Source organism: Pseudomonas sp. F220, from assembly GCF_057813935.1.
On sequence record NZ_JBVASJ010000036.1, the window covers coordinates 23,394 to 49,629 of the forward strand.

General features: G+C 58.8%; 19 protein-coding genes. 13 read left to right on the forward strand and 6 right to left on the reverse strand.

Features of this window, described 5'->3' with window-relative positions:
* Positions 1–6: 6 nt before the first annotated feature.
* Positions 7–3,456, reverse strand: a complete 3,450-nt coding sequence (gene mfd, locus ACZYSM_RS23865; RefSeq protein WP_489075242.1) for a transcription-repair coupling factor — start codon at positions 3,454–3,456, stop codon at positions 7–9.
* A 169-nt stretch (positions 3,457–3,625) separates the two neighbouring features.
* Here mfd and ACZYSM_RS23870 point away from each other — a divergent pair, with 169 nt between their 5' ends.
* From ACZYSM_RS23870 to ACZYSM_RS23895, 6 genes are all read left to right on the forward strand, one after another.
* Complete coding sequence (locus ACZYSM_RS23870) at positions 3,626–5,089, forward strand: glyceraldehyde-3-phosphate dehydrogenase (protein WP_489075244.1); 1,464 nt, start codon at positions 3,626–3,628, stop codon at positions 5,087–5,089.
* Between the two features lie 166 nt (positions 5,090–5,255).
* Positions 5,256–6,437 carry a class C beta-lactamase gene (gene ampC, locus ACZYSM_RS23875; protein ID WP_489075246.1) on the forward strand — a complete coding sequence of 394 codons (1,182 nt, stop codon included), beginning with the start codon at positions 5,256–5,258 and terminating at the stop codon, positions 6,435–6,437.
* Between the two features lie 769 nt (positions 6,438–7,206).
* Entirely contained in the window at positions 7,207–8,415 is a 1,209-nt protein-coding gene (locus tag ACZYSM_RS23880; RefSeq protein ID WP_489075248.1) for an HlyD family secretion protein, read from the forward strand.
* Positions 8,415–9,680 (forward strand): hypothetical protein, encoded by a 1,266-nt coding sequence (locus ACZYSM_RS23885; RefSeq protein ID WP_489075250.1) that lies wholly within the window; start codon positions 8,415–8,417, stop codon positions 9,678–9,680. The genes ACZYSM_RS23880 and ACZYSM_RS23885 overlap by 1 nt, the downstream gene beginning before the upstream one ends.
* A gap of 1 nt (position 9,681) precedes the next feature.
* Positions 9,682–11,832, forward strand: a complete 2,151-nt coding sequence (locus ACZYSM_RS23890) for a glycosyltransferase family 2 protein (RefSeq protein WP_489075252.1) — start codon at positions 9,682–9,684, stop codon at positions 11,830–11,832.
* 9 nt (positions 11,833–11,841) lie between these two features.
* Positions 11,842–13,281, forward strand: coding sequence for an efflux transporter outer membrane subunit (locus ACZYSM_RS23895; RefSeq protein WP_489075255.1), 1,440 nt, complete (start codon positions 11,842–11,844; stop codon positions 13,279–13,281).
* A gap of 121 nt (positions 13,282–13,402) precedes the next feature.
* On the opposite strand, the gene ACZYSM_RS23900 is transcribed toward ACZYSM_RS23895, so the two are convergent.
* On the reverse strand, positions 13,403–14,704 hold the full coding sequence (locus tag ACZYSM_RS23900; RefSeq protein WP_489075257.1) for an MFS transporter: 1,302 nt from the start codon (positions 14,702–14,704) through the stop codon (positions 13,403–13,405).
* 430 nt (positions 14,705–15,134) lie between these two features.
* On the opposite strand from ACZYSM_RS23900, the gene ACZYSM_RS23905 reads away from it, so the two are divergent.
* Together ACZYSM_RS23905 and sthA are read left to right on the forward strand one after the other, a co-directional pair.
* Positions 15,135–16,079 (forward strand): FAD:protein FMN transferase, encoded by a 945-nt coding sequence (locus ACZYSM_RS23905; RefSeq protein ID WP_489075259.1) that lies wholly within the window; start codon positions 15,135–15,137, stop codon positions 16,077–16,079.
* Positions 16,080–16,289: 210 nt separating this feature from the next.
* Positions 16,290–17,684: a Si-specific NAD(P)(+) transhydrogenase gene (gene sthA, locus ACZYSM_RS23910; RefSeq protein ID WP_489075261.1), complete on the forward strand. Its 1,395-nt coding sequence runs from the start codon at positions 16,290–16,292 to the stop codon at positions 17,682–17,684.
* Positions 17,685–17,726: 42 nt separating this feature from the next.
* On the opposite strand, the gene ACZYSM_RS23915 is transcribed toward sthA, so the two are convergent.
* Both ACZYSM_RS23915 and ACZYSM_RS23920 read right to left on the reverse strand, forming a co-directional pair.
* Complete coding sequence (locus ACZYSM_RS23915) at positions 17,727–18,449, reverse strand: glycerophosphodiester phosphodiesterase (protein ID WP_489075263.1); 723 nt, start codon at positions 18,447–18,449, stop codon at positions 17,727–17,729.
* A 13-nt stretch (positions 18,450–18,462) separates the two neighbouring features.
* On the reverse strand, positions 18,463–19,050 hold the full coding sequence (locus tag ACZYSM_RS23920) for a PilZ domain-containing protein (RefSeq protein ID WP_489075265.1): 588 nt from the start codon (positions 19,048–19,050) through the stop codon (positions 18,463–18,465).
* A gap of 94 nt (positions 19,051–19,144) precedes the next feature.
* Between ACZYSM_RS23920 and ACZYSM_RS23925 the strand changes: the two genes are divergently transcribed.
* From ACZYSM_RS23925 to ACZYSM_RS23935, 3 genes are all read left to right on the forward strand, one after another.
* On the forward strand, positions 19,145–20,395 hold the full coding sequence (locus ACZYSM_RS23925; protein ID WP_489075267.1) for a lipoprotein-releasing ABC transporter permease subunit: 1,251 nt from the start codon (positions 19,145–19,147) through the stop codon (positions 20,393–20,395).
* A gap of 7 nt (positions 20,396–20,402) precedes the next feature.
* Positions 20,403–21,086, forward strand: a complete 684-nt coding sequence (gene lolD, locus ACZYSM_RS23930) for a lipoprotein-releasing ABC transporter ATP-binding protein LolD (RefSeq protein ID WP_489075269.1) — start codon at positions 20,403–20,405, stop codon at positions 21,084–21,086.
* Positions 21,087–21,159: 73 nt separating this feature from the next.
* Entirely contained in the window at positions 21,160–22,404 is a 1,245-nt protein-coding gene (locus ACZYSM_RS23935; RefSeq protein WP_489075271.1) for a lipoprotein-releasing ABC transporter permease subunit, read from the forward strand.
* 126 nt (positions 22,405–22,530) lie between these two features.
* Here ACZYSM_RS23935 and ACZYSM_RS23940 read toward each other — a convergent pair whose 3' ends face one another.
* Positions 22,531–23,892 (reverse strand): heavy metal sensor histidine kinase, encoded by a 1,362-nt coding sequence (locus tag ACZYSM_RS23940; RefSeq protein WP_489075273.1) that lies wholly within the window; start codon positions 23,890–23,892, stop codon positions 22,531–22,533.
* Complete coding sequence (locus ACZYSM_RS23945; RefSeq protein WP_489075275.1) at positions 23,892–24,572, reverse strand: heavy metal response regulator transcription factor; 681 nt, start codon at positions 24,570–24,572, stop codon at positions 23,892–23,894. Before ACZYSM_RS23945 ends, ACZYSM_RS23940 begins: the two co-directional genes overlap by 1 nt.
* 154 nt (positions 24,573–24,726) lie before the next feature.
* Here ACZYSM_RS23945 and copI point away from each other — a divergent pair, with 154 nt between their 5' ends.
* Together copI and queF are read left to right on the forward strand one after the other, a co-directional pair.
* Positions 24,727–25,305, forward strand: coding sequence for a copper-resistant cuproprotein CopI (gene copI / locus ACZYSM_RS23950; RefSeq protein ID WP_489075277.1), 579 nt, complete (start codon positions 24,727–24,729; stop codon positions 25,303–25,305).
* Between the two features lie 69 nt (positions 25,306–25,374).
* On the forward strand, positions 25,375–26,205 hold the full coding sequence (gene queF / locus ACZYSM_RS23955; RefSeq protein WP_489075279.1) for an NADPH-dependent 7-cyano-7-deazaguanine reductase QueF: 831 nt from the start codon (positions 25,375–25,377) through the stop codon (positions 26,203–26,205).
* The last annotated feature ends 31 nt before the right edge of the window (positions 26,206–26,236 follow it).

Sequence of the window (26,236 nt, forward strand, 5' to 3'; positions counted from 1 at the left end):
CGTCCTTCAAGCAGTTTTCGGAATGAGGCGCTCGAACAGCGCCTCCACTGTATTGAAGCGCTCTTCCGGGCGCTCCATCGGCACCATGAATTTGAACATCGTAGCGCCTTCGAATTTGTAGCGGTTGGGCTGGCCCTGGATCAGCTTGATCAATACCAGCGGGTCGACCGGGGTTTGCGACTCGAACTCGATACGACCGCCTTGCGGACCGCCGTCGACCTTTTTGATGCCGAGCTGTTCGGCCTGCAGTTTCAGCAGGGTCAAACGCACCAGATTCTTGGTCGGTTCCGGCAGCAGGCCGAAGCGGTCGATCATTTCCACTTGCAGATCTTTCAGGCCTTCCTCGTCGGTGGCCGAAGCGATGCGCTTGTAGAGAATCAGTCGCGCATGGACGTCGGGTAGATAGTCTTCGGGAATCAACGCCGGCAAACGCAGATTGATTTCCGGGCCGCCACCCAACGGTTGATCGAGGTTCGGTTGCTCGCCCTTGCGAATGGCTTTTACCGCGCGCTCAAGCATCTCCATATACAGGGTGAAGCCAACGGCTTGAATCTGACCGCTCTGACCGTCACCGAGCAGTTCGCCGGCCCCACGAATTTCCAGGTCGTTGGTGGCAAGCACAAAGCCTGCGCCGAGGTCCTGGGTGTTGGCGATGGCCTCCAGGCGTTTTTCCGCGTCCGGGGTGATTTGCTGACGTGGCGGTGTCAGCAGATAAGCGTAAGCCTGGTGGTGACTACGACCAACCCGGCCGCGTAGTTGATGCAATTGAGCCAGACCGAATTTGTCGGCACGCTCGATGATAATGGTGTTGGCACTCGGCACGTCGATCCCGGTCTCGATGATGGTCGAGGCGATCAATACGTTGAAGCGCTTGTGATAGAAGTCACTCATCACTTGTTCGAGTTCGCGTTCACGCATCTGCCCGTGGCCGATGCCGATCCGTGCCTCCGGCACCAGTTCGGCGAGATCGGCGGCGCATTTCTCGATGGTCTTCACGTCGTTGTGCAGGTAATAGACCTGGCCGCCACGCAGCAGTTCGCGGAGCAGGGCTTCTTTGACCGTGCTCTTGTTCTGCTCCATGACGAAGGTGCGCACCGACAGACGACGGGCCGGCGGCGTGGCGATGATCGACAGGTCGCGCATGCCCGACACCGCCATGTTCAGCGTGCGCGGAATCGGCGTGGCGGTCAGGGTGAGGATGTCGATTTCACTGCGCAACGCCTTGAGCTGTTCTTTCTGACGTACACCGAAGCGGTGTTCTTCGTCGATGATCACCAAGCCGAGGTTTTTGATTTTTACATCGTCCTGGAGCAGTTTGTGGGTGCCGATGACGATGTCGATCTTGCCCTCTGCCAGATCAGCGACTGCCGCGTTGATTTCCTTGGTCGACTTGAAGCGGCTCATCACTTCCACTGACACCGGCCAGTCGGCAAAGCGGTCGCGGAAGCTGTTGTAGTGCTGCTGAGCGAGCAGGGTGGTCGGCACCAGAATCGCTACTTGACGGCCACCATGCACGGCGATGAATGCCGCGCGCATCGCCACTTCGGTCTTGCCGAAGCCCACGTCGCCGCAGACCAGGCGATCCATGGGTTTGGGCGCGAGCATATCGGCGCGTACCGCGTCGATGGTGGTTTGCTGGTCCGGGGTTTCTTCGAACGGGAAGCCGGCACTGAAGGTGACGTAATCGGCTTTCGGGTCGGCGAAGGCGTAACCCTCGCGAGCCGCGCGGCGGGCATAGATGTCGAGCAGTTCTGCGGCCACGTCGCGTACTTGCTCGGCGGCTTTGCGTTTGGCTTTTTGCCAGGTTTCCGAGCCCAAACGGTGCAGCGGGGCCAGGGCATCGTCGCTGCCGGTGTAACGGGCGATCAAATGCAGGTTGGCCACCGGCACGTAGAGCTTGGCCCCTTCGGCGTAGGCGAGAGTGAGGAATTCTGCAGCCTGATTGTCGATTTCCAGCGTCGCGAGGCCGAGGTAGCGGCCGACGCCGTGATCGATATGCACCACCGGCGCACCTTCGCGCAGCTCCGTGAGGTTCTTGATTACGGCGTCGTTGTTGCCATCGGCGCGTTTTTCGCGGCGACGACGCTGCATCACGCGCTGACCGAACAGCGGGCTTTCAGCAATCAGTGCCAGTGAAGGGTCATCCAGCACCAAGCCTTCGTCCAACGGTGCGATGGTGATCGCCAAACGATGTTTGCTGGCAACAAAATCCGGCCAGTTGTCGACGCTTTTCGGGCGTAGCTTCAGGCGTTCAAGCAGTTCCAGCAGGACTTCGCGGCGACCGGCAGATTCGGCGGTAAACAGTACGCGGCCGGGAAACTCATCGAGGAAACTGGCCAGCGCCGCCAACGGCTGATTGGCTTTGGCTTCGATGGCCAGGTTCGGCAATGGCTTGGCCGGGAAGCGCTCGCGGCCGACACCGGTGTCTATGTCTTGCTGGCTGGCGACGACTCGCGGCCAGTTTTTCAGGCGCGCAAAGCAGTCTTCTACCGGCAAGAACAGCTCGGCCGGTGGCAGCAATGGACGAGAGGGGTCGACGCGGCGCTCTTCATAACGGTTGCGCACATCGTTCCAGAAGTTCTCGGCGGCCTGTTCGATGCCTGGCAGGGAAAATACCTGGGTGTCCTGGGGCAGGTAGTCGAACAGGGTCGAGGTTTCGTCGAAGAACAGCGGCAGGTAGTACTCGATCCCGGCCGGGGTAATGCCACTGCTCAGGTCCTGGAAGATCGGGCAGCGACGGAAGTCGACATCGAAACGCTCACGGAAGCGCGCCTTGAAGCGGGTGACGGCGTCCTTTTGCAGCGGAAACTCTCGAGCCGGCAGCAGCCGCACCGATTCGACCTTGTCGATGGAGCGCTGGTTATCCGGGTCGAAGGTGCGCAGGGTTTCGATTTCGTCATCGAACAAGTCGATGCGATAGGGCAGTTTGCTGCCCATCGGGAACAAGTCGATCAGCGCGCCGCGTACCGCGAACTCGCCATGCTCGTACACCGTATCGACGCAGCGGTAGCCACTGGCTTCCAGTCGCGTACGCATCTGCTCGACATCGAGCTTCTGGCCGATGTCCAGCACCAGGCTACTGCCGAGCAGGAATTTGGTCGGCGCCAGACGATGTAGGGCCGTGGTGATCGGCACTACCAAAACGCCATGACTCAGTTCCGGCAACCGATAAAGGCTGGCGATGCGCTGGGAAATGATGTCCTGATGGGGCGAAAACAGATCGTACGGCAGGGTTTCCCAGTCCGGGAAATGCAGGACCGGCAAATCAGGCGCGAAGAAACTCAGCTCCTGTTCCAGCCGTTCGGCACTTTGGCTGTCGGCGGTCAGCAGCAGGGTGAAGCGCTTGGCAGCGCTGGCAGCCTCGGCAATGGCCAGGCTCAGGGCGGCACCGGGCAAGTTGCCCCAGTGCTGTTTACCTGCAGCGGCAGGGAGTAGCGGTAGACGCAGAACGGGCACGGAAGGTTGAGCTCCAAGCGTTGCGACAAAGTCAACGATTGTAGCGGGCGAAGGTGCCGGCTGTCAGTTGCAGACTACGAAACAAAGGGCGAAAACCACGTCATGACAGGCGCGCATTGATCCGCAGTGCAGTCGGCGGCATAATGTAGCCCCTTTTTTCTGCCCCTACATGTGGAAGGTTCCCGTGACTCAGAAGCCCGACCAGTGTCTTGGTGAATGGATCGATCGTGAAGCGCTCGCTGAGGCGATGATTCCGCTTATCGGTCAGCTCTACCGCAATAATAATGTGGTGAGTTCGATCTATGGCCGCAGCCTGATCAACCGTTCAGTCATTGCGATACTCAAAGCCCACCGCTTTGCTCGCCATCGCCAGTCCGACGACAGCGAATTGTCCGTCCACGAAACTTTCCCGCTGCTCAAAGCGATGAGCGAGCTCAAGCTCGGCGCCGCTTCGGTAGACCTGGGCAAGCTGGCCGTCAAGTTCAAGGCCGAAGGCAATGGTCGTACTGCTGAGCAGTTCGTCCGTGACGAATTGGCCGATGTGGTTGGTCAACAAAGCGCTTCTGCACGTAAAGGCACTGACGTTGTGCTGTACGGCTTCGGTCGTATCGGCCGTCTGCTGGCGCGCATCCTGATCGAAAAAACCGGTGGTGGCGACGGCTTGCGTCTGCGTGCCATCGTTGTCCGCAAGGGCGCCGATAATGATCTGGTCAAACGTGCAAGCTTGCTGCGTCGTGACTCGGTTCATGGTCCGTTCGATGGCACCATCACTATTGATGAAGCCAACAACACCATCACCGCCAACGGCAACCTGATCCAGGTGATTTACGCGAAGAACCCGACTGAAGTGGATTACACCCAGTACGGCATCAATAACGCGCTGCTGGTGGACAACACGGGTGTATGGCGTGACGCCGAGGGTCTGGGTCAGCATTTGTCTTGCCCGGGTATCGACCGCGTTGTTCTGACCGCTCCTGGCAAAGGCAAGCTGAAGAACATCGTGCACGGTATCAACCATGGCGAAATCACTGCTGACGACAAGATCGTTTCCGCGGCTTCCTGCACCACCAACGCCATCGTGCCGGTGCTCAAGGCAGTCAACGACAAGTTCGGGATCATCAACGGTCACGTTGAAACGGTTCACTCGTACACCAACGACCAGAACCTGATCGATAACTTCCACAAAGGCGATCGCCGTGGTCGTAGCGCCGCGTTGAACATGGTTATCACCGAGACCGGTGCTGCCACTGCCGCTGCCAAGGCGCTGCCTGAGCTGGCTGGCAAGTTGACCGGTAACGCGATCCGCGTTCCAACGCCAAACGTGTCGATGGCCATTCTCAACCTGAACCTTGAGAAAGCCGCCACCCGTGAAGAGATGAACGAGTACCTGCGCTACATGGCGCTGCACTCCGATCTGCATAAGCAAATCGACTTCGTCAACTCACAGGAAGTGGTTTCCACCGACTTCGTTGGCTCGCGCCACGCAGGCGTTGTGGATGCTGAAGCGACCATCTGCCAAGACAACCGCGTTGTTCTGTACGTTTGGTACGACAACGAATTCGGTTACAGCTGCCAGGTAGTCCGCGTGATGGAAGACATGGCTGGTGTAAACCCGCCAGCGTTCCCGCGCTAAGCAGCCGCACATGAAAACGCCCCGACTTGTCGGGGCGTTTTTGTTTGTGTGGTTTGCCTGGCTGGCCTACGGAGTCGGCGAAATATTTTGTGATAAATCGCTTCCGGAGCCGTCGCATCAAAGTGATAGGTTTGCCCGCGATCAAAAAGACCTGAGGACCACTTGTATGCGTTTTATCGCAAAGCCTTGCGCAGCATTGCTATTGCTGGCCAGCACCGTCTCTTTCGGTAACCTCGCCATGGCGAATGCCCAGCGGTCGGATATCGACAGCATCGTGCAAGATGCCGCCCAAGCGGTCATGCAGCAGTACAACATTCCCGGCCTGGCCATTGCGGTGACCGCTAATGGCAAGCAGCAGTTCTACAACTTCGGCGTGGCCTCAAAGGAAACACAACAGAAGGTCACGAGCGATACGCTGTTTGAAATCGGCTCCATCAGTAAAACCTTCACGGTCACCCTGGCGACCTACGCCGAGGCCAACGGTCAGCTTTCTCTCACTGACCACCCCGGCAAGTACCTGCCTGAGCTCGCGGGTAGCCCGTTCGATAAAGCGACGCTGATCAATCTGGCGACCCATACCGCAGGCGGCTTCCCCTTGCAGGTGCCTGATCAGGTACAGAACAACCAACAGCTGATGGACTACTTCAAGGCGTGGCAGCCGACGTATGCGCCGGGTGCTCAACGAACCTATGCCAACCCCAGTATCGGGGCGTTGGGCATGATTACCGCAATCAGCATGAAGATGCCGTTCGCGGTGGCGCTGGAACAGCGACTCTTCCCGGCACTCGGAATGCCCAACAGCTTCATCAACATCCCGGCGAGCAAGCTGTCGCTCTATGCTCAGGGTTACAACAAGCAGGATGTCCCGGTCCGGTTGAATCCAGGTGTACTGGGTGACGAGGCCTACTCGGTAAAAACCAGCTCCACGGACCTGATTCGCTTTGTCGAGGCCAACCTGGGCGTCGCGAAGGTAGAGGCAAAACTCGGTCGCGCCCTGATGGAGACGCGCAAGGGCTATTTCCAGGTAGGTCCGATGACTCAAGACCTGATCTGGGAGCAGTACGACTACCCGGTGCAACTGAGTGCACTGGTTGAAGGCAACGCCGACAAGATGATTTACGACAGTCATGTCGTCACGGCATTGAATCCGCCACTGACACCGCAGGAGGCGGTCTGGGTCAACAAGACGGGTTCGACCGGCGGGTTCTCTGCTTATGTGGCCTTCGTCCCCGAGAAGAAGTTTGGCATTGTGGTGCTGGCCAACAAGAGCTACCCCAACGAACCCCGGGTGCGCCTGGCGCATCGAATCCTGAGTGAACTGGATTGTTGTTCGCTGGCGGAGGATTGAGTGGCGGTCGATGTGAGCCCGTCAGCGTTCCCGCGCTAAGCCCTGGCTGCACATGAAAGCGCCCCGACTTGTCGGGGCGTTCTCATGTGCAGCGGTTCATTATAAGGAGCAATTAGACATCATCTATTAAATTGGAAGTGTTCATGCGTCATTTGCTATGTCCGGTCAGTGCAGTGTAGTTATATCGTTTTATTCTTGATGTGTGCCAGATCAGAACACTGTAAAGATCGACATGCCATAGCTATAAAAATTCAATAATAAAAAAATCCTCAAATAAAATAAGCGGTTGCAATGGGAGGGTGTTGTTACTTGCTTTATGTGGATCCAATACAGGCTGTGTTCAATAATTGACGCCATTTTATTGAATGCTTCGATGCTTGACAGCGATGGGTGCTGAAATTAGTGTCTCCCCCTGGCAGCGCCGGCACCGGCCGGGGTTGGGTGGCAGCAAATTGCCTGTATTGCCGGGCAAGTATTCACGGTGATTTCACAACTTTGGCACAACTTTGGCAGTGCTATTTTAAAGATGGTGACGTTTTAATGTGCGTCATGATGGCAACTAATACTCCAAAAAAACAGGGAACTTATTCCTGCTCACATCACACTGAATCTAAATAAACCGTGCTGGCTTTGTTGCTGTCCGGGGAGTTGATGATCCGCTTTCGTTGATCCTGCTTAATGTGTTTTGCGGTTGCGTTCTAATCGGGCATGACGGCTGCGCAGTGCTGACATATAGCCGTGTATTCATGGCTTATTGAGAGAATTAAACATGGCAGAAGAACGCTCAAGGTTTTTTTCATGGTCCCTGTTGCCGCGTCTGGTGGGCTTGGGTGTCCTGGTATTTATCATCTGGCTGTTGCTCTCGACGTTGCTGATGCCGCTGGTGTCGACATCGGCGACACGGGCAATTTTGAATGCGCCAGTCATTCTGCTGACGACACCCATCGAGGGGGTGGTGAATTCGCTTGAGGTTAAACCCGGCTCGACCTTTACCCAAGGCCAGAAAATTGCGGTGGTTGAAAACCCGCGGGCTAACCAGGAGACGTTGCTGACCCTGCAAACCCGGCGTTTGACCCTGGAGCAGGAACTATCGTCATCGGCCAGCCAGGCCGAGCACGACCAGCAGTATTACGACGAGCTGGAGAAGACCAGTCAGCGCTATCAATCGGCGTTTCATACCCGTCAGCTCTATGCACAACGTGCGCTGAAGGCCGAGAGCAGTGCCGCCAGCGCCCGCTTGACGGACGCACAGGAAACCCTCGATCGCAACCTCGAGTTGTTCACTCAAGGGGCGGTCAGTGGCGCGGTCGTCGCCTCCTCGAAAGCCAAGTTGGCTTCGTTACAAGGCTCGGCAGAGTCTGTCCGTTCACAGCTGCGAATCAATGACAGTGATGTCAATGCCGCCAATAAGCAGGTCTACCTTGACCCTGATCAGTTGCGCATGTTCGACCTCGATGCGCAGATAACCACTCTGAAACTGAGCCTGGAAAATCAAGCCCGCAATCGCGAGACCTATCAACGCGAACTCGACAATCTCAACCACCTGATCGAAACCGAACAGAATCGGGTCAAGTTGACGGCTGGCTATGAGGTCACGGCGTATTCGTCCGGCACGGTTCAAGAGCTGTTGGCGCCCCAAGGGACGGTGGTGCAAGCCGGGTCGACCTTGCTGCGCGCCACCAACTGTAAAGAAAGCTATGTCGTCGCAGTGTTTCCCGAACGCATGGCCAGCAAGATTGATCACGACAGTGTCCTGACGGTGAGAATCCATGGCCTGGACGAACCGCTCAAGGCCAATGTCGTGCAGTTGTTATCCAGCACTAAGGATATTCGCCCTAACAGCTACAGCGTTCCTTTCCCGTATGCCGAGCAGAACTCGGTGTACGTTGTCGGTACTTTTGCCGATGACCTCACCGACAGCCAGCGCGCCATGACCTGCAATCCAGGGCTGTGGGCCAGCGCCGAGGTGTCTCACTGATGAGTCCGCGCAACGTTGTGCAATGGCCGTGGCTGCCGGGTCTGATTGGTTTGATGCTGATGAGCAGCGGCGGATCTGCGCTGGCGACGCCGGCCAGGCCGCAGCTGGCGGCGATGACGTGTGCAGCGCTGGATCACGCGGTGCAATCGCAAGCGGCGGGGCCGGTGTTGCTGGCCAGTTACCCGCCGCTGGACGGTCAGCCGGCGCCAATCCAGGCGTTGCGTGGGGTTGCGTTCACCTACGACAACGCCTTGGCCAGCATTGCCTTGTTTGCCTGTGGTAAAGCCGAGTCGGCGCGACGGATTGCCGATGCGCTGGCCTTCGCCACGACCCACGACCCGGAATATCAGGATGGACGCTTGCGCAACGCCTATGCGGCGGGCCCGGTGGGTTCGTCGTCGATGCGCCTGCCGGGTTATTGGAGTCTCGAGCGCAATGCCTGGAATCAGGACGCCTATCAGGTCAGCAGTGCCACCGGCAATCAGGCCTGGGCCGCGTTGGCGTTGTTGGAGGCGTTGCGCCAGAGCGGTGACTCCTCCTACCTGGAGGCCGCTCGCAGGGTGTTGCAGTGGTCCGGAAAAAACACTTATGACGGACAGGCCCCCGCGGGTTTCAGCGGCGGTTACTACGGGTATTTCCCCAAGCAGATCCAGCAGACCTGGAAGTCCACCGAACATAACGTCGACCTTGCAGCGGCCTGGTCGGCACTCAACACGGTTGCGCCCGACCCGGGCTCGGCGCACCAGGCGCAGATTGCCCGGCAATTCGTATCGAGTCAGTGGGACGCCGGGGAAGGGCGCTTTCTGATTGGCACCGGGAAGGATGGACGAACCTCGGATCGCCAGCGTTCAGGACTGGACGCGCAGATCTGGCCCTTGATCGCCTTGAGTGATCCTCCTGCGGACTGGCGGCGTGTCTTCACGTTTATCGATCAGGCGCACCGCTCGGGTGCCGGGTATGGCTTCAACCGCGACCCGGACGGTTTATGGACCGAGGGCACCGCGCAAACCGCCGCCGTGGCGAGCTTGAGCGGTATGAAGGAAAAGGCGCAGCCGCTGTGGAATGTGTTGCTGGCCCAACAGGCCGGTAATGGCTGGCTGTTTGCAACACCCGCACCGCGTATCAGTACCGGGTTGGCGATCGGCCCGGACTCAACAACCAACGACTTTTTCTATTACCACTTGCCTCACTTGGGCGCTACAGCATGGGCCGCGATCGCTGCTACCGGCATCAACCCCTTTACTGGTTTTCAAGAGGCTGACTGACATGCAGGCACTGGACTCGCTGCAACTTGTGCAAATCAATTTCTGGACCGTGGTCGCGGTGATTCTGTTCACCTGCCTGACGCACCGTGATCAATGGATGGCACGTGCCGGTTTCGGAGCTTTGACCGCGCTGTTGTTGATCAATTACGTGGCCTGGCGGATTCGCGACACCTTGCCCGATGGACACGCCGGGTTTGCCTCGGTCTGGGCTTACGCGTTCCTGTTTTTCGAAATGCTGGCGATCGGCTACACGCTATTTTCGATCATCGTCCTGCTCTGTCGCTCGGATCACCACGCCAGTGCCGATGCCGGGGAGCAACGCTTGCGTGCCCAGGGCCGCTCGGTGCCGGCGGTGGATGTGTTTATCGCCACCTACAACGAAGGCCTAGAGATCCTGGAAAAAACCATCATCGCCGCCCAGGCGATCGACTACCCCAACGTGACCATCTGGGTGCTCGACGATACCCGCCGCGACTGGTTGCGCGACTATTGCGCCGAGGTCGGTGTGCAATACGCCCGACGTCCCGACAATTCCCACGCCAAGGCCGGTAACCTGAACAACGGCCTGCGTCTGTCGGCGGCCAGCAGCAATGCGCCGTACATACTGGTGCTCGACGCCGACTTCGCCCCGCAGCAGCCGATCCTGATGCGCACCCTGGGATTGTTCGAAGATCCCAAGGTCGGCCTGGTGCAGACGCCGCAGTTCTACTACAACCCCGATCCGATTCAGCACAACCTCGGTTCATCCAACTGCTGGGTCGATGAGCAGCGAGTGTTCTTCGACGTCTACCAGCCGGCCAAGGATGGTTGGGATACCGCGTTTTGCGTGGGCACTTCGTTTGTCGTGCGGCGTGATTTGATCACTGAAATGGGTGGCTTTCCGACGGGCTCGGTCTGCGAAGACATCTACACCAGCTGCCGTCTGCAGCAAAAAGGCTACGTCACCCGCTGGTTGAATGAGCGACTGTCGATCGGTTTGTCCGCCGAGGGGTTGACCGAGTACATCAATCAGCGTGGGCGCTGGTGCCTGGGGACGATCCAGGTCGCGCTGCTCAAGGAGGGTCCCTTGCGCGGTAGTGGCTACTCACTCAATGAACGGTTGCACTTCGTGCATGGCTTGATGCACTGGTTCTCCAAACCATTCATCCTGATGATGCTGGTGTCGCCGGTGTTGTATTGGTATTTCGGTATTGCCGGGTTCTACGCCCATCCGGCGGATTTCATGGCCTTCGGCATGCCGGCGTTGATTGCATTCTGGGGCTACGGGACGTGGGTCACTGATCGGCGTACCTTGCCGATTTTTACCGAAGTCACCCAAATCGTCGCCTCACTGGCGGTGACGGCGACGATCATCAGCGCCATGGTCCGGCCGTTCGGGCGACCCTTCAAGGTCACGGCAAAGGGCCTGGATCGTTCACGCACAACGGTCCACTGGAAGTTGTTCGGGTTCTTTTTTGCGCTGACACTGTTCTCGCAAATAGGCGCTTACATCACCATCAGCAACGCGGCTGCGTTCGACGGCAATATGCTGTTCAACCTGTGCTGGACGGTGGTCGCGCTGATCTACAACCTGGCCACCCTGGTGGCGTGTGTTGACCGGCCGCGCTTGCACGGCGAAGAGCGCTTTCCTTTCGATAAACCCAGTGGGTTGCGCTTCGCCGGCAAAACCCTGGCGTGCCAACTGGTGGATATTTCGCTGAGTGGCGCCTCCATTTCCTGTGCCGTTGCGTCATTGATCAAGCCCGGGCTGCGGGGGCAGGTGTGGATCAATAAGCTCGGCTGGCTGGATATTGAGGTCATGCGCCATCACGGCGAGGACCGTTTGGGCTTGAAGTTCATCGATCTTGACGAAACGCTTCGGCGCCGGCTGATCGCGCGGCTGTTCAGTGAGGCGCCGATCAACGTGGTCGGCAAGGCTGAGCCAGGCTTGGCTTTCGGCACCTTGTTGCGGCGCTCGTTGCTCGGCGAAAAGCGCACGGCACCGCGTTCGCGGCGACCGGCCAAGGCGCCGTCCTACAGCTCACTGCCTGGATTACGCCCGATCAGCCTCCGTTCGCGTCAGCAACCACTGCCGCAAATCAGCACCACCCGCTCAGGTCTTTGGGCTTTCCTTCTCACTCCGTTACGAGCCTTGCTCGGCCAACGTTTGTAGGTGCGCCTCATGAACAGACGCTTATCCACCTCATGTTTCATGTCGCTGTTATTGCTCGGCGGTTGTTCTCTGGAACCCAAATACGAGAAACCGGAGGCGCCGATCGATCAGCAATGGCCAGCCAGTTCGGCCAGTGACTGTTGCAGCGCCAAGCAGGCGTTCGACAAGGATTGGCACGGCTTCGTGCTCGATGACCGACTGCGCCAGTTGATCGACCTGTCCTTGAAGAACAATCGCAGCCTGCGTCAGTTCGAGGCGGGCGTCGAGGAGGCGAGGGCAGGGTACGCCGGTGCCGAATCCGGGCTGTTTCCTTCCATCGGACTCAACACCTACGCCGGCCGCAGCAAGTTTCCGTCACAGGTCAGGACGCAGGGAGGCGGCGTCAGTTCAGGCAGCACGGCCAACACCTTTCAGGCCGGCGGTGGCTTCACGTCTTACGAGTTGGACCTGTTCGGGCGCATCCGCAGTCAGCGAAACGCCGCAGGCGCACGCTTCGAGGCGACCGAGGCGGACTATCAAACGGCTCGCCTGGCGTTGATCGGTGAAGTGGCCAGCACCTGGCTTAGCCTCAAGGCCAATCAGAATCTGCTCGACCTCGCACAAAACACCTACAAGTCCCAGGACCACTACGGTGAGTTGTTGCGCAAGAGCTACAACCTGGGCTCCAGTGCTCAAATCGATGTTCACCAGGCGGATGCGCAGACCAACACGGCGGCGGTTCAGATCAACACGTACCGCATGCAGGTGGCGCAGGACATGAATGCGCTGCAGGTGTTGGTCGGGCAGCCGGTGCCGGTTGGGTTGTTGCCCACTGGCGTGCTGGGTGAGCAGTTGGCAACCGCCGATGTGCCCGCCGGGTTGCCGTCGTCACTGATTGCGCGGCGGCCCGACATCATGGCCGCCGAAGCCTTGTTGCGAGCTACCAATGCGGACATCGGCGCAGCCCGCAGCGCTTATTTCCCGACCTTTTCGCTGACGTCGGCGGTGGGCGGCCTGACCGGTGACTTTTCGCGATTGTTGAGTGCGCCGGCCGAGTTCTGGTCGGTGGCTCTGGCGGGGTCGTTGACCCTGATCGACGGCGGTGCGCGAAAGGCGCAGGTGGACGCCAGCCATGCGCGGTTCAACGGGCAGACGGCGGCGTATGAAGCCACGGTGCAGAACGCTTTCCGCGAAGCCGCCAATGCCCTCAACGCCCGCCAGGAGATGCTCACCCAGGTTGACTATCAGAAGCGTCTGGTGGCGGATTATCAAGCAGCCTACCGACAATCCCGATTGCGTTTCGAGGCGGGGATGGACAGCTACTTTTCGACGATGGACGCGCAGCGTTCGTTGTTCGACGCACAGCAGAAGCTGGCGCAGATGGAGCTGGCGCGGGAGATCAATCAGGTGGACTTGTACAAGGCGCTGGGCGGGGGGTGGAGTCAGTCTGTGAAAATGGCGAACCGATGAATTGTGGTGTTTTCGCCGGCCTCTTCGCGAGCAAGCCCGCTCCCACAGGTTCGGTGGTGTTCACAATACAGTGAGCACACCACAAACCTAATGTGGGAGCGGGCTTGCTCGCGAATTCGATCTAGCGGGTGCCGCCGACTACAGCTGCTTGCGCAGTCCGCAACTCATGCCGGTTGCCACGGAACAGCACCAGCGTTGCGATCAGGCCAAGCACCGCCGCGCCGCTGAGCCAGATGCCCGGTGCAGCCTTGTTGTCCAGTACGTGGATCAGGTAAGTACAGGCCGCCGGAGTGAAGCCGCCGAAGGTCGCAGTCGCCAGGCTATAGGCCAGGGAGAAGCCTGTGGTCCGCACTTCAACCGGCATGATTTCGGTCAGGGCTACCACCATGGCGCCGTTGTACGAGCCATACAGGAATGACAGCCACAACTCGACGATCAGCAGATGGCTGAAGCTCGGGTTGGCTACCAGCCAGGACAGCGCCGGGTAAGCGGTCAACAGTGCCAGAATGGTTGCCGCCAGCAGCAATGGCTTGCGGCCAACCTTGTCAGACACTGCACCCATGACCGGCAGCCAGAAGAAGTTCGACAGGCCGATGCAGACCGTGACCAGCAGCGCGTCCAGGTCTGACAGATTCAGCTCGGCTTTGCCGAAGGTCGGGGTGTAGGCGGTGATCAGGTAGAACGACACAGTGGTCATCACTACCAGCGCCATACCACCCAGCACCAGCCCAAAGTTCTGACTGATCGAGCGAACAATGTCCTTCAGGGTCGGGCGATGTTTGCGGGCCTGGAATTCCGGAGTTTCTTCCAGCGAACGGCGAATCACGAAGATGACCGGCACGATCATGCAGCCGATCAGGAACGGCACGCGCCAGCCCCAATCACCCATTTGTTCCGGGCTCAGCCAGTGGTTCAGGCCCACGCCAAGCAGGCCGGCGAAGACCACGGCTGCCTGTTGGCTAGCGGATTGCCAACTGACAAAAAAGCCCTTGCGACCCGGGGTGGCGATTTCCGCCAGATACACCGACACACCGCCCAACTCCACTCCCGCCGAGAAACCTTGCAGCAGCCGACCGAACAGCACGATCAGTGGAGCGGCGACGCCAAGAGTGGCGTAACCCGGTACACAGGCAATCAGCACAGTGCCGGCAGCCATCAGCGCGAGGGTGATGATCAAACCTTTGCGACGACCATGACGGTCAATGTAGGCGCCGAGAAAGATTGCACCCAGTGGGCGCATCAGGAAGCCGGCACCGAAGGTGGCCAGCGACAACATCAAGGAAGCGAAAGCGCTGTCGGCAGGGAAAAAGGTTTTGGCGATGGCCGTGGCATAGAAGCCGTAGACCATGAAGTCGAACATTTCTAGGAAGTTGCCGCTGACAACGCGAAATATCGCTTTGCCTTTGCCCGTAGTCGAGGACATTTAATCTTACTCACTTTGGCTGTCTTGTTTGAAATCCCTGGTCTTGAAACATCCTCACTGCCGGGTCTGGTCTATGCCGGTGCCGCGAACAGTTTTGTAAAGATATGTGTAACAAGAACGGTAGGCAACCAATAGTTAGCATGCTGCTTAAACGTTTTAGCCATTAGCTAGTTCAAATCCCGGACCTGAGCGAATTAAAACCTGTAGGAGCCGGGCTTGCCCGCGATGGCGGTGCGTCAGGTAAAACGCGATCGCGGGCAAGCCCGGCTCCTACAGGGGGGCGGTGTAAGTCGGGGCATTTGTCGCATAATGGCTGGCCTTGGCGTTCTGTCAGGGAGTTCTTTGGGGGGTACGCGAATTGTTGAACCGGCGATTGGGCGTTTTCGTGGTGCTTGTCGGCGCCTTATCGGGCTGCGGTAACGGCGATTCCATGGAAAGCTTTGGTGGCCCGACCATGGGCAGCACTTACTCGATCAAATACATCCGCCATCCGGGTATCCCCGGGCCGGTCGAGGTGCAGAAGCAGGTCGAGCTGATTCTGGCCGAGGTGGATCGGCAGATGTCGACCTACCGCAGTGACTCGAACATCGAGCGCTTCAACGATTTGCCGGCGAACAGTTGCCAGCCTATGCCTGCCTCGATACTGCAGTTGGTCCGTGTCGGCGAACAGCTCTCGATCGACAGCGACGGTTCGTATGATCTGACAGTGGAGCCGTTGCTGAACCTATGGGGTTTCGGCCCGCAAGCCCGTGAGGAGAAAGTCCCCAGTGCTGAGGCGCTGGCTCAGGTCCGGCAGCGGGTAGGCCATGCTCATTTGCGAATCGAAGGTGACCAGTTGTGCAAGGACGCTGCGGTCGAGGTCGACTTCAACAGCATCGCCGCGGGTTATACCGTGGACCAGATCGTGGTGAAGCTGACAGCAATGGGCATCGACAGCTACCTTGCTGAAGCGACAGGCGAACTCAAGGCTGTCGGTAAAAAACTCGACGGCTCGCCTTGGCGGATTGCTCTGGAAGAGCCTCGGGACGATCAACAAGTGGCTGAACGGGTGATCGCGGTGGACGGTTTTGGTGTTTCTACCTCGGGCGACTACCGTAATTACTTCGAGCAGGGTGGGCGGCGCTATTCCCACACCTTCGATGCCCGAACCGGCGCACCGATCACCCATACCCTGGCGTCGGTCACGGTGATTCATCCTTCGACGTTAATGGCCGATGGCTTATCGACGCTGCTGCTGACTCTTGGTCCAGAGCGCGGCTGGGAGTACGCAGAAAAACACGACATCGGCGCATTTTTTGTGATCCGTACCGATACAGGCTTCGTCACACGAACCCGTCAGGCTTTTGATCGTATGAGTGCCGAGAAAACCCGGTAATTGCGGCGTTATCTACGCGTGCGACTGGCGCTGTAGTGCAGGCAAAAGTAGCCTACGACGCGACCAAGGGTTAATGTGCGCGGCGTTGACGCTTCTATAGACTGTATCCGGATTCGTAACTGACCCAAATTGTTCCTTCATGCCGCCGGCCGCGACATGATTTAGCCGGAGACGCCAGAGTGGTGTCTCGGCCTGTTCTGAGGAGTACGCATGGCTGTCTACAACTACGACGTGGTGGTGCTGGGTTCCGGCCCTGCTGGAGAAGGTGCGGCAATGAACGCCGCCAAAGCAGGGCGCAAGGTGGCGATGGTCGATAGCCGTCGTCAGGTAGGCGGCAACTGCACCCACCTGGGGACTATCCCGTCCAAGGCCTTGCGTCACTCGGTACGGCAGATCATGCAGTTCAACACCAACCCGATGTTCCGGGCCATTGGTGAGCCACGCTGGTTCTCTTTCCCTGACGTACTCAAGAGTGCGGAAAAAGTGATCTCCAAGCAGGTTGCTTCGCGCACCGGCTACTACGCGCGCAATCGGGTTGACCTGTTCTTCGGCACCGGCAGCTTCGCCGATGAGCAGACTGTCGAAGTGGTATGCGCCAATGGTGTGGTCGAGAAACTGGTGGCCAAGCAGATCATCATTGCCACCGGGTCGCGTCCCTATCGCCCGGCCGACATCGATTTCCACCACCCGCGTATCTACGATAGCGACACCATCCTGAGTCTGGGCCACACACCGCGTAAACTCATCGTTTACGGCGCTGGCGTCATCGGTTGCGAATACGCATCGATTTTCAGTGGTCTGGGTGTGCTGGTAGAGCTGGTGGATAACCGCGGCCAGTTGCTGAGCTTCCTGGACTCCGAGATTTCCCAGGCGCTGAGCTACCACTTCAGTAACAACAACATCACTGTTCGCCACAACGAAGATTACGATCGGGTCGAAGGCGTGGACAATGGTGTGATCCTGCACCTCAAATCCGGCAAGAAGATCAAGGCCGATGCCTTGCTCTGGTGCAACGGTCGTACCGGCAACACCGATCAGCTGGGTCTGGAAAACATCGGGGTCAAGGTCAACAACCGTGGCCAGATCGAAGTCAACGAGAGTTATCGCACCGGTGTGTCGAACATCTACGCTGCTGGCGACGTGATCGGCTGGCCGAGCCTGGCCAGTGCCGCCCATGACCAGGGGCGTTCGGCAGCCGGCAGCATTGTCGATAATGGCAGCTGGCGCTTCGTCAACGACGTGCCGACCGGTATCTACACCATTCCGGAGATCAGCTCGATTGGCAAGAACGAGCAAGAGTTGACCCAGGCCAAAGTGCCTTATGAAGTCGGCAAGGCGTTCTTCAAGAGCATGGCACGTGCGCAGATCGCCGGTGAGCCCCAGGGCATGCTCAAGATCCTGTTCCACCGCGAAACCCTGGAGATCCTCGGGGTTCACTGTTTCGGCTATCAAGCTTCCGAGATCGTCCACATCGGACAGGCGATCATGAACCAGAAGGGTGAGGCCAACAGTCTCAAGTACTTCGTCAACACCACGTTCAACTACCCGACCATGGCCGAAGCCTATCGGGTCGCGGCTTACGACGGCCTCAACCGGCTTTTTTAAGCGGCTCCGGCCGGTGGCCTGAGCCGGCCGGGGAGACCGATTTCAGCAATTCTCGAGAGTGGCGCTGGCCAAACCGGGAAAGTCTGTAATCAGGCTATCTACGCCGAAGTCGGCGAGCCTGCGCATCAGCGCGGGTTCGTTGACTGTCCATACCGACACATGCAGACCTTGGCGCTGGGCTTTCTCCAGACGCTCGGGCGTGCACAGCGTCCAGTTCAACGCCAGAATCTCACAGCCATAACTCTGTGCGACCTTCAGTGGGTCGAGCCAGGCATATTCGGCTACCAGCCCACGTGACACGTCGGGTGTCAGTTCCAGCGCGGCTTTCAGTACTTCCCTCGAGCTCGAAGTGATGGTGACCTTGTCCAGTAGTCCGAAACGCTGAGCCATCTCGCGAATGGCTAGCACGGTGGTTACTGCACGGGTTCGCGAAGCGCTTTTGACTTCCAGCTGCCAATGCTCGAAGTCGCATTTCTCGAACAGCTCTTCCAGGCGCGGGATCGGGCACGGTTTGATCCACCCCGGGCCGCCCTTGCGCGCGTCGTAGGTCACCAGGTTGGCGGCCGAATGCTCGACCACTTTGCCGCGTCGGTCGGTGGTGCGCTTGAGTGTCGGGTCGTGAATCACCATCAACTCGCCGTCCATGGACAAATGCAGGTCCAGCTCGCAGCGACGAACCCCGTGCTTGAGGCATTGCTGAAAGCTGGTCAGGGTGTTTTCCGGTGCTTCGCCTTTGGCGCCGCGGTGGCCGTAGATAAGGGTCACGGTTCTTCCTTAATTAATTGCCTGACGATTCATTCTGTTCGCGTGCCAGGCGTCGTTCTTGCGCCTGTTTCTGCAAGATATAGCGGGCCAGCAATTGGCGTTGTGCATCGGTCAGGGATTCGAATTCGGTGCCGATTTCGAAAGTGCCAAAGCTTTCCGGCTCACAGTGAGTGACCTTGGCCCGCAACAGCAGGCCCAAGGCTTGCGGCATCAGCAAGAGTTTGATTGCCAGATGGCTGCCGGCCGGGTAGGCGAGGTGGTGCTCGAACTCGATGCCGCCTTCCGACAGCACCACACGCCGTGGCTCCTCGAAATGGCCGACCACGGTTTGCGCCACGACTTGGCCGAGCAGGTCGACACGCTTGTTCAGCACCTTCAGGTAGCTGGCCATGGTTCGATCGCGTTCGCTGATCTGCCTGAGCAGGTGTTGCGACTCGAATTCGCTCAGGTGCAGCTCGCTGAGCAAATTGAATAATGGTGACGCATCCTGCAACACTTCCTGGCCTGCGGCTTCGGAGGCAGACAGGGGCCGAATTTCCAGTGCGATCGTGTCCTCGATACGGTAGTATTCGCGGCGATCTTCTTCATCTAATGTCGACATGGCGAACCCATGGTAGCGGCGGTGGTCTGAGTGTAAAGCTGGTTATCGACCCCCGCCACAAGGACGTTCCTCTTTCCTCCGAACAAGCCCCGACATGTTCAGACCTCTCTTCGTATTTATTGGCACGCGTTATACCCGTGCAAAACGCCGCAATCATTTTGTGTCATTCATTTCCCTGACCTCGATGATCGGACTCGCCCTCGGCGTAGTCGTGATGATCGTCGTGTTATCGGTGATGAACGGCTTCGATCATGAGATGCGCACCCGCGTGTTGGGCATGGTGCCCCACGCGACCATCGAATCCGGTGAGCCCATCAGCGACTGGCAAAGCCTGGCCGCCAAGGTCAAGCAGAACCCGCAGGTGCTGGCGGTTGCGCCGTTCACCCAGATGCAGGGGTTGCTGACCAACAACGGCAAGGTGCAGAAAGTATTGCTCAATGGCATCGACCCGGCCCAAGAGCGGCAAGTCTCGATCATCGATAACTTCATGCAGCAGGGCAAGCTGGACGACCTGTCGCCTGGCAGCTTCGGCATCGTCATCGGTGACAAGGCGGCAGCCAAGCTCGGCGCGGGTATCGGCGACAAGCTGACCTTCGTTGCCCCGGAAGTGACCGTCACGCCAGCCGGGATGTTCCCGCGCATGAAACGCTTCACGGTGGTCGGCATCTTCCATGTCGGCGCCGGTGAGCTGGACGGCTACCTGGGCGTTACCAACCTCGACGATCTGGCGCGCCTGCATCGCTGGAAGCCGGATCAGGTACAGGGCCTGCGCTTGAAGTTCGACGACCTGTTCCAGGCGCCGCGCACCGCGTGGGACATTGCCCAGCAGCTCGGCGAGAACCATTACTACGCCCGTGACTGGACCCGCACCCACGGCAACCTGTATCAGGCCATCCGCATGGAAAAAGCCATGATCGGCCTGCTGTTGCTGCTGATCGTCGCCGTTGCTGCCTTCAACATCATTTCCACGCTGGTGATGGTGGTGAATGACAAGAAAGGCGACATTGCGATTCTGCGCACCCTCGGCTCCACTCCGGGGCAGATCATGGCGATCTTCATGGTCCAGGGCACGGTGATCGGTGTGGTCGGTACGCTGATCGGTGCCGTGGTCGGAATGTTCGCCGCGTTGAATGTCAGTGCCGCGATCTCCGGTCTGGAAGGGCTGATCGGGCATAAATTCCTTAACGCCGACGTTTACTTCATCGACTACCTGCCGTCGCAACTGATGGCCGAAGACGTGTTGATGGTCTGCGCCGCCGCGTTGGTTCTGAGTTTCCTCGCCACCCTGTATCCAGCCTGGCGTGCCGCGCGCACCCAGCCTGCGGAGGCGCTACGTTATGAGTGAGTTGGGCATGAGTGAAAAAGCAATCTTGAGCTGCCGCAACCTGGGCAAGTCCTACGAGGAAGGCCCGGAGTCGGTGGTGGTGTTGTCCGGCTTGCAACTGGAGTTGCATCCGGGTGAGCGCGTGGCGATTGTCGGGACTTCCGGTTCGGGCAAAAGTACCTTGCTCAACCTGCTGGGTGGCCTCGATACGCCGACTGAAGGTAGCGTCTGGCTGGCCGGTGAAGAGCTTTCGGCCCTCAACGAAAAGGCCCGCGGTCTGCTGCGCAACCGTTCGCTGGGTTTCGTTTATCAGTTCCACCATTTGCTGCCCGAATTCACCGCGCTGGAAAACGTCTGCATGCCGCTGTTGATCGGCCGCACGGCGATCCCGGAGGCCCGTCAGCGTGCCACGGCCTTGCTGGAGCGCGTCGGGTTGGGCCATCGCCTGGAGCACAAACCGGCGGAGTTGTCCGGTGGCGAGCGCCAGCGTGTCGCCATCGCTCGTGCGCTGGTCAACAACCCAGGCCTGGTGATGCTCGACGAGCCGACCGGTAACCTCGATTCGCACACTGCACAAGGCATTCAGGACTTGATGCTGGAGCTCAGCACCTCGATGCGTACGGCGTTCCTGGTGGTGACCCACGACATGAACCTGGCCCGGCAGATGGATCGTGTATTGCATTTGCAAGAAGGCAATCTGTCCGCCATTTGATTCGGCAGAGCACGGTGCCCGGCGATGATTAGCCGGGTGCCGGGTCCTTTATTTTTTCTACGGTGCCCCGCGAATGTTCAGACCGTTATCGATCTTTATCGGCACGCGCTATACCCGCGCCAAGCGCCGCAATCGCTTCGTTTCGTTTATCTCGATGACCTCGATGATCGGCCTCGCCCTCGGTGTGTTGGCGATGATCGTAGTGCTGTCGGTGATGAACGGTTTTCAGCGCGAAATGAGCTCGCGCATCCTCGGCATGGTGCCCCACGCGACCATCGTCGGTGTCAACCCGATCGATGATTGGCAGCCGGTAGCGGCTGCTGCCATGAAAAATCCTGAAGTGACGGCTGCGGTGCCGTTCACCGAGATGGAAGGCATGCTGTCCTACAAGGGTTTGATGCAGCCGATCCAGATCAGCGGCGTCGACCCGGCTCAGGAAGGCAAGGTCTCTATCGTCGCCCAGCACATCGTGCAGGGCCGTCTGGATGCCCTCAAGCCGGGTGAGTTTGGGGTGGTGCTCGGTGAAATCACCGCACGCCGCTTTCGTTTGAACGTTGGCGACAAACTGACTCTGATTGTCCCGGAAATCAGTTCCGCACCGGGGGGCATTACCCCGCGCATGCAGCGTCTGAATGTGGTCGGTGTGTTCAAGGTCGGCGCCGAGCTGGATGGTTCCATGGCATTGATTCATGTCGCCGATGCCGCTCAAATACAGCATTGGGAGCCGAATCAGGTGCAAAGCGTGCGTTTGGCGGTGAAAGATCTGTATGCCGCACCGCAGGTGTCGGCTGATATCGCTGCGGGCTTGGGCGCCAACTTCAAGGCCGATGACTGGACCCACACCCAGGGCAGCCTGTTCAGCGCGATGAAGATGGAAAAAACCATGATCGGTCTGCTGTTGTTGATGATCGTCGCCGTGGCTGCGTTCAACATCATTGCGACCTTGATCATGGTGGTGAATGACAAAGGCGCGGACATTGCAATCCTGCGCACCATCGGCGCGACACCTCGGCAGATCATGGCGATTTTCATGGTTCAGGGCACGGTGATCGGGATCGTCGGCACCGTGATCGGCGGCATTCTTGGTGTAATCGCGGCGCTGAATGTGAGCGAGTTGGTGGGTTGGCTGGAGCGGGTCACTGGCCAGCACATTTTCAGTTCCGATGTGTATTTCGTCAGCAACCTGCCGTCCGAACTGCAAGGCTTCGATGTCGCACTGATCTGCAGCGCAGGTTTTGTTCTGAGCTTTCTGGCGACTGTGTATCCAGCCTGGCGCGCATCGAAGATCCAGCCGGCGGATGCGTTGCGGTATTCGTAGGCAGTTAAACCGTCATCGCGAGCAAGCTCGCTCCTACATTAGACCTGCGTCGAGCCACCATGATGTGAACGACACAGAACCACTGTAGGAGCGAGCTTGCTCGCGATAAGGCCGGTCCTGCCGGTATCAATCTGCCTTTGGTAACTCAATCACAAACCGCGTCCATCCCTTATCTGATTCGCAACGAATCTGCCCGCTATGAGCGCGGATGATCGAATGGGTGATCGCCAATCCCAATCCTGCATGTTCACTGCTGCCATCGCGGCGCGCCGGGTCCGCCCGGTAAAATCGATCGAACAAACGTGGCAATAATGCCTGGTCAATTCCGCTTCCGCTGTTCTCGATACTCAGGCTCAGGCCTTTTGCGGTATCGACAATCTGCACCCTCACTTCACCCTCTGCCGGGGTAAAACGCAACGCATTGTCCAGCAAATTGGAGAGGGCGCGACGCAGCATGCTGCGGTCCCCGGAAAAACTCCCATGGCCTTCACGAGTCATGCTGACCTGCGTTTCTTCCGCCAGTGGCGCGAAAAACTCCAGCAACAGGTCCGCCTCATCTCCTAGCTCCAAAGGCTCACGTTTCGGGATGAGCAAGCCATGATCGGCTTTGGCCAGATACAGCATGTCGTTGACCAGCTGCGCCATCCATTGCAGTTCTTCCAGGTTGCTGTGCAACGCCTCGCGATAGTCCTCCAGCGCCCGTGGGCGGGTGAGGGTGACCTGAGTGTGGGTCAGTAAATTCGACAGCGGTGTGCGCAGCTCATGGGCGATGTCGGCAGAAAACGCTGAAAGCCGCTGGAATGAATCGTCCAGGCGCCCGAGCATGGCGTTAAAAGTATGGGCAAGTTCGGCGAGTTCGGCCGGCATCTGATCGTGGGGCAGGCGCTTGGTCAGCGAACTGGCGGAAACACTGGCGGCGACTTCACTCATGCGCCGCAGCGGGCGCAAACCGCTGCGAGCGGCCCAGGCACCCAATAACGCGGTGGCGAGCGCCGACAGGCCAACCGTCAGCCAGATCAAGTGCTGCATGCGTTGCAGGAAGTGTTGGTGGTGCGTGATGTCGAGCATCAACGTCAACTGTGGGGAGTTCTGCTTGCCCGGCTCCAGCGCAGCGCCATAGACCCGGTAAGCGGTACCGTCGCTTTGCAGACTGTGCAAGCCGGGCTCGGTCGGCAGGTCAGCGGGCAGGGTAGGTGAACTGTCGAACCAGACGCTGCCATCTGCTGCGCTGATTCGCAGCGCCAGGTCCGGTTGATGGCTGAGTTCATCTTGCAACGAGGCTTTGCGATCAGCAAAGCGGATCGCGTCATCGGCACCTTGCAAGGCACTGCGCAGGGCAATCAGTTTGCCGTCGAGCTGTTGCTGATCGAGTTCGATGAAATGCCCTTCACTGGCGCGACTGAAGAGCACGCCAGCCAGCAACGACACCACTGCGGTGCAGGCGGCGAACAGTAACGCCAGGCGGCTGCTCAGGGAAAGACGGCGCATCAGGCCGGGCGCTCTTCAAGGACGTAACCCATGCCGCGCACGGTATGAATCAACTTGTTCGGATAGTCATCGTCGATCTTCAGGCGCAAGCGGCGAATCGCCACTTCAATGACATTGGTGTCGCTGTCGAAATTCATGTCCCACACCTGTGAGGCGATCAGCGATTTGGGCAGTACTTCGCCCTGGCGGCGCAACAGCATCTCCAGCAGGGCGAACTCCTTGGCGGTGAGGTCAATGCGCTGCCCGCTACGTTCGACCCGACGACGGATCAAGTCCAGGCGTAAGTCGGCCAGTTGCAGGCTGGTTTCTTGAGGCGTGGCGCTACCTCGGCGTAACAGACTCCGTACGCGGGCGAGGAGTTCGGAGAAGGCGAAGGGTTTGACCAGGTAGTCGTCGGCGCCGAGTTCAAGGCCATGCACGCGGTCTTCTACGGCGTCACGGGCGGTCAGAAACAGCACCGGCATGTCCAGGCCGGCACTGCGCACCGCTTGCAGAATTTGCCAGCCGTCGCGACCGGGCAGCATCACATCCAGGATCAACAGCGCGTAATCGCCGGTCAGCGCGAGGTGCTGGCCGGTAGTGCCGTCAGCCACTAATTCGGCGTTAAAGCCGGCTTCACTCAGCCCTTGGCGCAGATACTGCCCGGTTTTCGGTTGGTCTTCGACAATTAGCAGTTTCATGGGCGACTCATGGCAAACGGACGGGAGCTTTATACCGTGGGTGGCCGCGATGCGGCGCAACCTGACAAAGTTGTAATCTAGCAGTCAGCTGGCTGGCAGCGGTGCAGCGTTAGAGTTTCCCACAGGCTGAACCTCATCTTATTGGAGCGTGACTATGTTTTTGGGAAATCGGTTTTTGCGAAATCGACTGGTGCTGGCGGGTTGTCTGCTGGTGCTGAGCTTCCCCGTCTGGGCCGCGCCTGCACAGACCTATGCCTTCGGCGCACCTGCGCCAGCGGCGAAAGCCACGCGGACTGTCGAAGTGGTGATGGGCGATATGTCTTTCAGTCCCACGTCGCTGAAGATCAAGGCTGGTGAGACGGTGCGCTTTGTGCTGATCAACAAAGGACAACTGTTGCACGAGTTCAACCTGGGCGACGCAGCGATGCATGCCAAGCACCAGCAGGAAATGCTTCAGATGCAGCAGAACGGCATGCTGACTCCGACCGGGATGAACAGTACGTCAATGCCGTCGGGCTCCATGGATCACGCGGCGATGGGCCACGGTTCGATGGCCGGCATGGATCATGGATCGGGCATGAAGCATGACGACCCGAACAGTGTATTGGTAGAACCGGGCAAAACCGCCGAATTGACCTGGACCTTCAGCAAGGCGAGCAATCTTGAGTTTGCCTGCAACATACCCGGTCATTATCAGGCAGGGATGGTCGGCAAGATTACGGTCACCCAATAAGCGCTTCGCACTCAAAGGCGGGAGCAAAGGCTGATAGACTTGTCGGGTTAATTTAGTCAGGTTTCCGCCATGCATCCCGCAGCCGAACACTCGCCGCTGGGCAAGTCCAGTGAATACATCTCTACCTACACCCCGTCTTTGCTGTTTCCAATCCCGCGCGCGGCGAAATGGGCCGAGCTGGGCTTGAGCGCCGACACCCTGCCGTATAAGGGTGTGGACTTCTGGAATTGCTTCGAGCTGTCCTGGTTGCTGCCGTCTGGCAAGCCCGTAGTGGCCATTGGCGAGTTCAGCATTCCGGCAGACTCACCGAACATCATCGAGTCGAAGTCCTTCAAGTTGTACCTCAACTCGCTGAATCAGACGCCATTTGCTGACATGCAAAGCCTCGAGGCGACCTTGCAGGCTGATCTCTCGGCCGCTGCGGGCAAACCGGTGGGCGTGCGTATTCGTAGCTTGAATGAAGTTCAGGCCGAAGGTGTCGTGGCATTACCGGGTGTGTGCATTGACGAGCTGGATATCAGCGTCAGCGACTACGAACAGCCGCGCCCAGAACTGCTGCGTTGCGACGACTCGCAGGTGATCGAGGAGAGCGTGCACAGCCATCTGCTCAAATCCAATTGCCCGGTGACCGGTCAGCCAGACTGGGGCAGCGTTGCGGTGGAGTATCGCGGTGCAGCGCTGGATCACGCGAGCCTGTTGGCCTATCTGGTGAGCTTCCGTCAGCACGCGGACTTTCACGAACAATGCGTGGAACGGATCTTTCTCGACCTGCAACGGCTGCTGAAGCCGGAGAAACTCACGGTCTATGCCCGTTATGTGCGCCGTGGCGGTCTGGATATCAATCCGTACCGCAGCACTGAGGCGGTGGTATTGCCCAACCACCGATTGGTTCGCCAGTAAGACCTGAAAAATGCGGCGCCCCTAAAAGATC

Excerpts from the sequence above, each read along its gene's own strand:
- ACZYSM_RS23870 (WP_489075244.1), top strand. The coding sequence starts at position 3,626 with ATGTGGAAGGTTCCCGTGACTCAGAAGCCCGACCAGTGTCTTGGTGAA.
- ampC (WP_489075246.1), top strand. The coding sequence starts at position 5,256 with ATGCGTTTTATCGCAAAGCCTTGCGCAGCATTGCTATTGCTGGCCAGC.
- ACZYSM_RS23880 (WP_489075248.1), top strand. The coding sequence starts at position 7,207 with ATGGCAGAAGAACGCTCAAGGTTTTTTTCATGGTCCCTGTTGCCGCGT.
- ACZYSM_RS23885 (WP_489075250.1), top strand. The coding sequence starts at position 8,415 with ATGAGTCCGCGCAACGTTGTGCAATGGCCGTGGCTGCCGGGTCTGATT.
- ACZYSM_RS23890 (WP_489075252.1), top strand. The coding sequence starts at position 9,682 with ATGCAGGCACTGGACTCGCTGCAACTTGTGCAAATCAATTTCTGGACC.
- ACZYSM_RS23895 (WP_489075255.1), top strand. The coding sequence starts at position 11,842 with ATGAACAGACGCTTATCCACCTCATGTTTCATGTCGCTGTTATTGCTC.
- ACZYSM_RS23900 (WP_489075257.1), bottom strand. The coding sequence starts at position 14,704 with ATGTCCTCGACTACGGGCAAAGGCAAAGCGATATTTCGCGTTGTCAGC.
- ACZYSM_RS23905 (WP_489075259.1), top strand. The coding sequence starts at position 15,135 with ATGGAAAGCTTTGGTGGCCCGACCATGGGCAGCACTTACTCGATCAAA.
- sthA (WP_489075261.1), top strand. The coding sequence starts at position 16,290 with ATGGCTGTCTACAACTACGACGTGGTGGTGCTGGGTTCCGGCCCTGCT.
- ACZYSM_RS23920 (WP_489075265.1), bottom strand. The coding sequence starts at position 19,050 with ATGTCGACATTAGATGAAGAAGATCGCCGCGAATACTACCGTATCGAG.
- ACZYSM_RS23925 (WP_489075267.1), top strand. The coding sequence starts at position 19,145 with ATGTTCAGACCTCTCTTCGTATTTATTGGCACGCGTTATACCCGTGCA.
- lolD (WP_489075269.1), top strand. The coding sequence starts at position 20,403 with ATGAGTGAAAAAGCAATCTTGAGCTGCCGCAACCTGGGCAAGTCCTAC.
- ACZYSM_RS23935 (WP_489075271.1), top strand. The coding sequence starts at position 21,160 with ATGTTCAGACCGTTATCGATCTTTATCGGCACGCGCTATACCCGCGCC.
- ACZYSM_RS23940 (WP_489075273.1), bottom strand. The coding sequence starts at position 23,892 with ATGCGCCGTCTTTCCCTGAGCAGCCGCCTGGCGTTACTGTTCGCCGCC.
- ACZYSM_RS23945 (WP_489075275.1), bottom strand. The coding sequence starts at position 24,572 with ATGAAACTGCTAATTGTCGAAGACCAACCGAAAACCGGGCAGTATCTG.
- copI (WP_489075277.1), top strand. The coding sequence starts at position 24,727 with ATGTTTTTGGGAAATCGGTTTTTGCGAAATCGACTGGTGCTGGCGGGT.
- queF (WP_489075279.1), top strand. The coding sequence starts at position 25,375 with ATGCATCCCGCAGCCGAACACTCGCCGCTGGGCAAGTCCAGTGAATAC.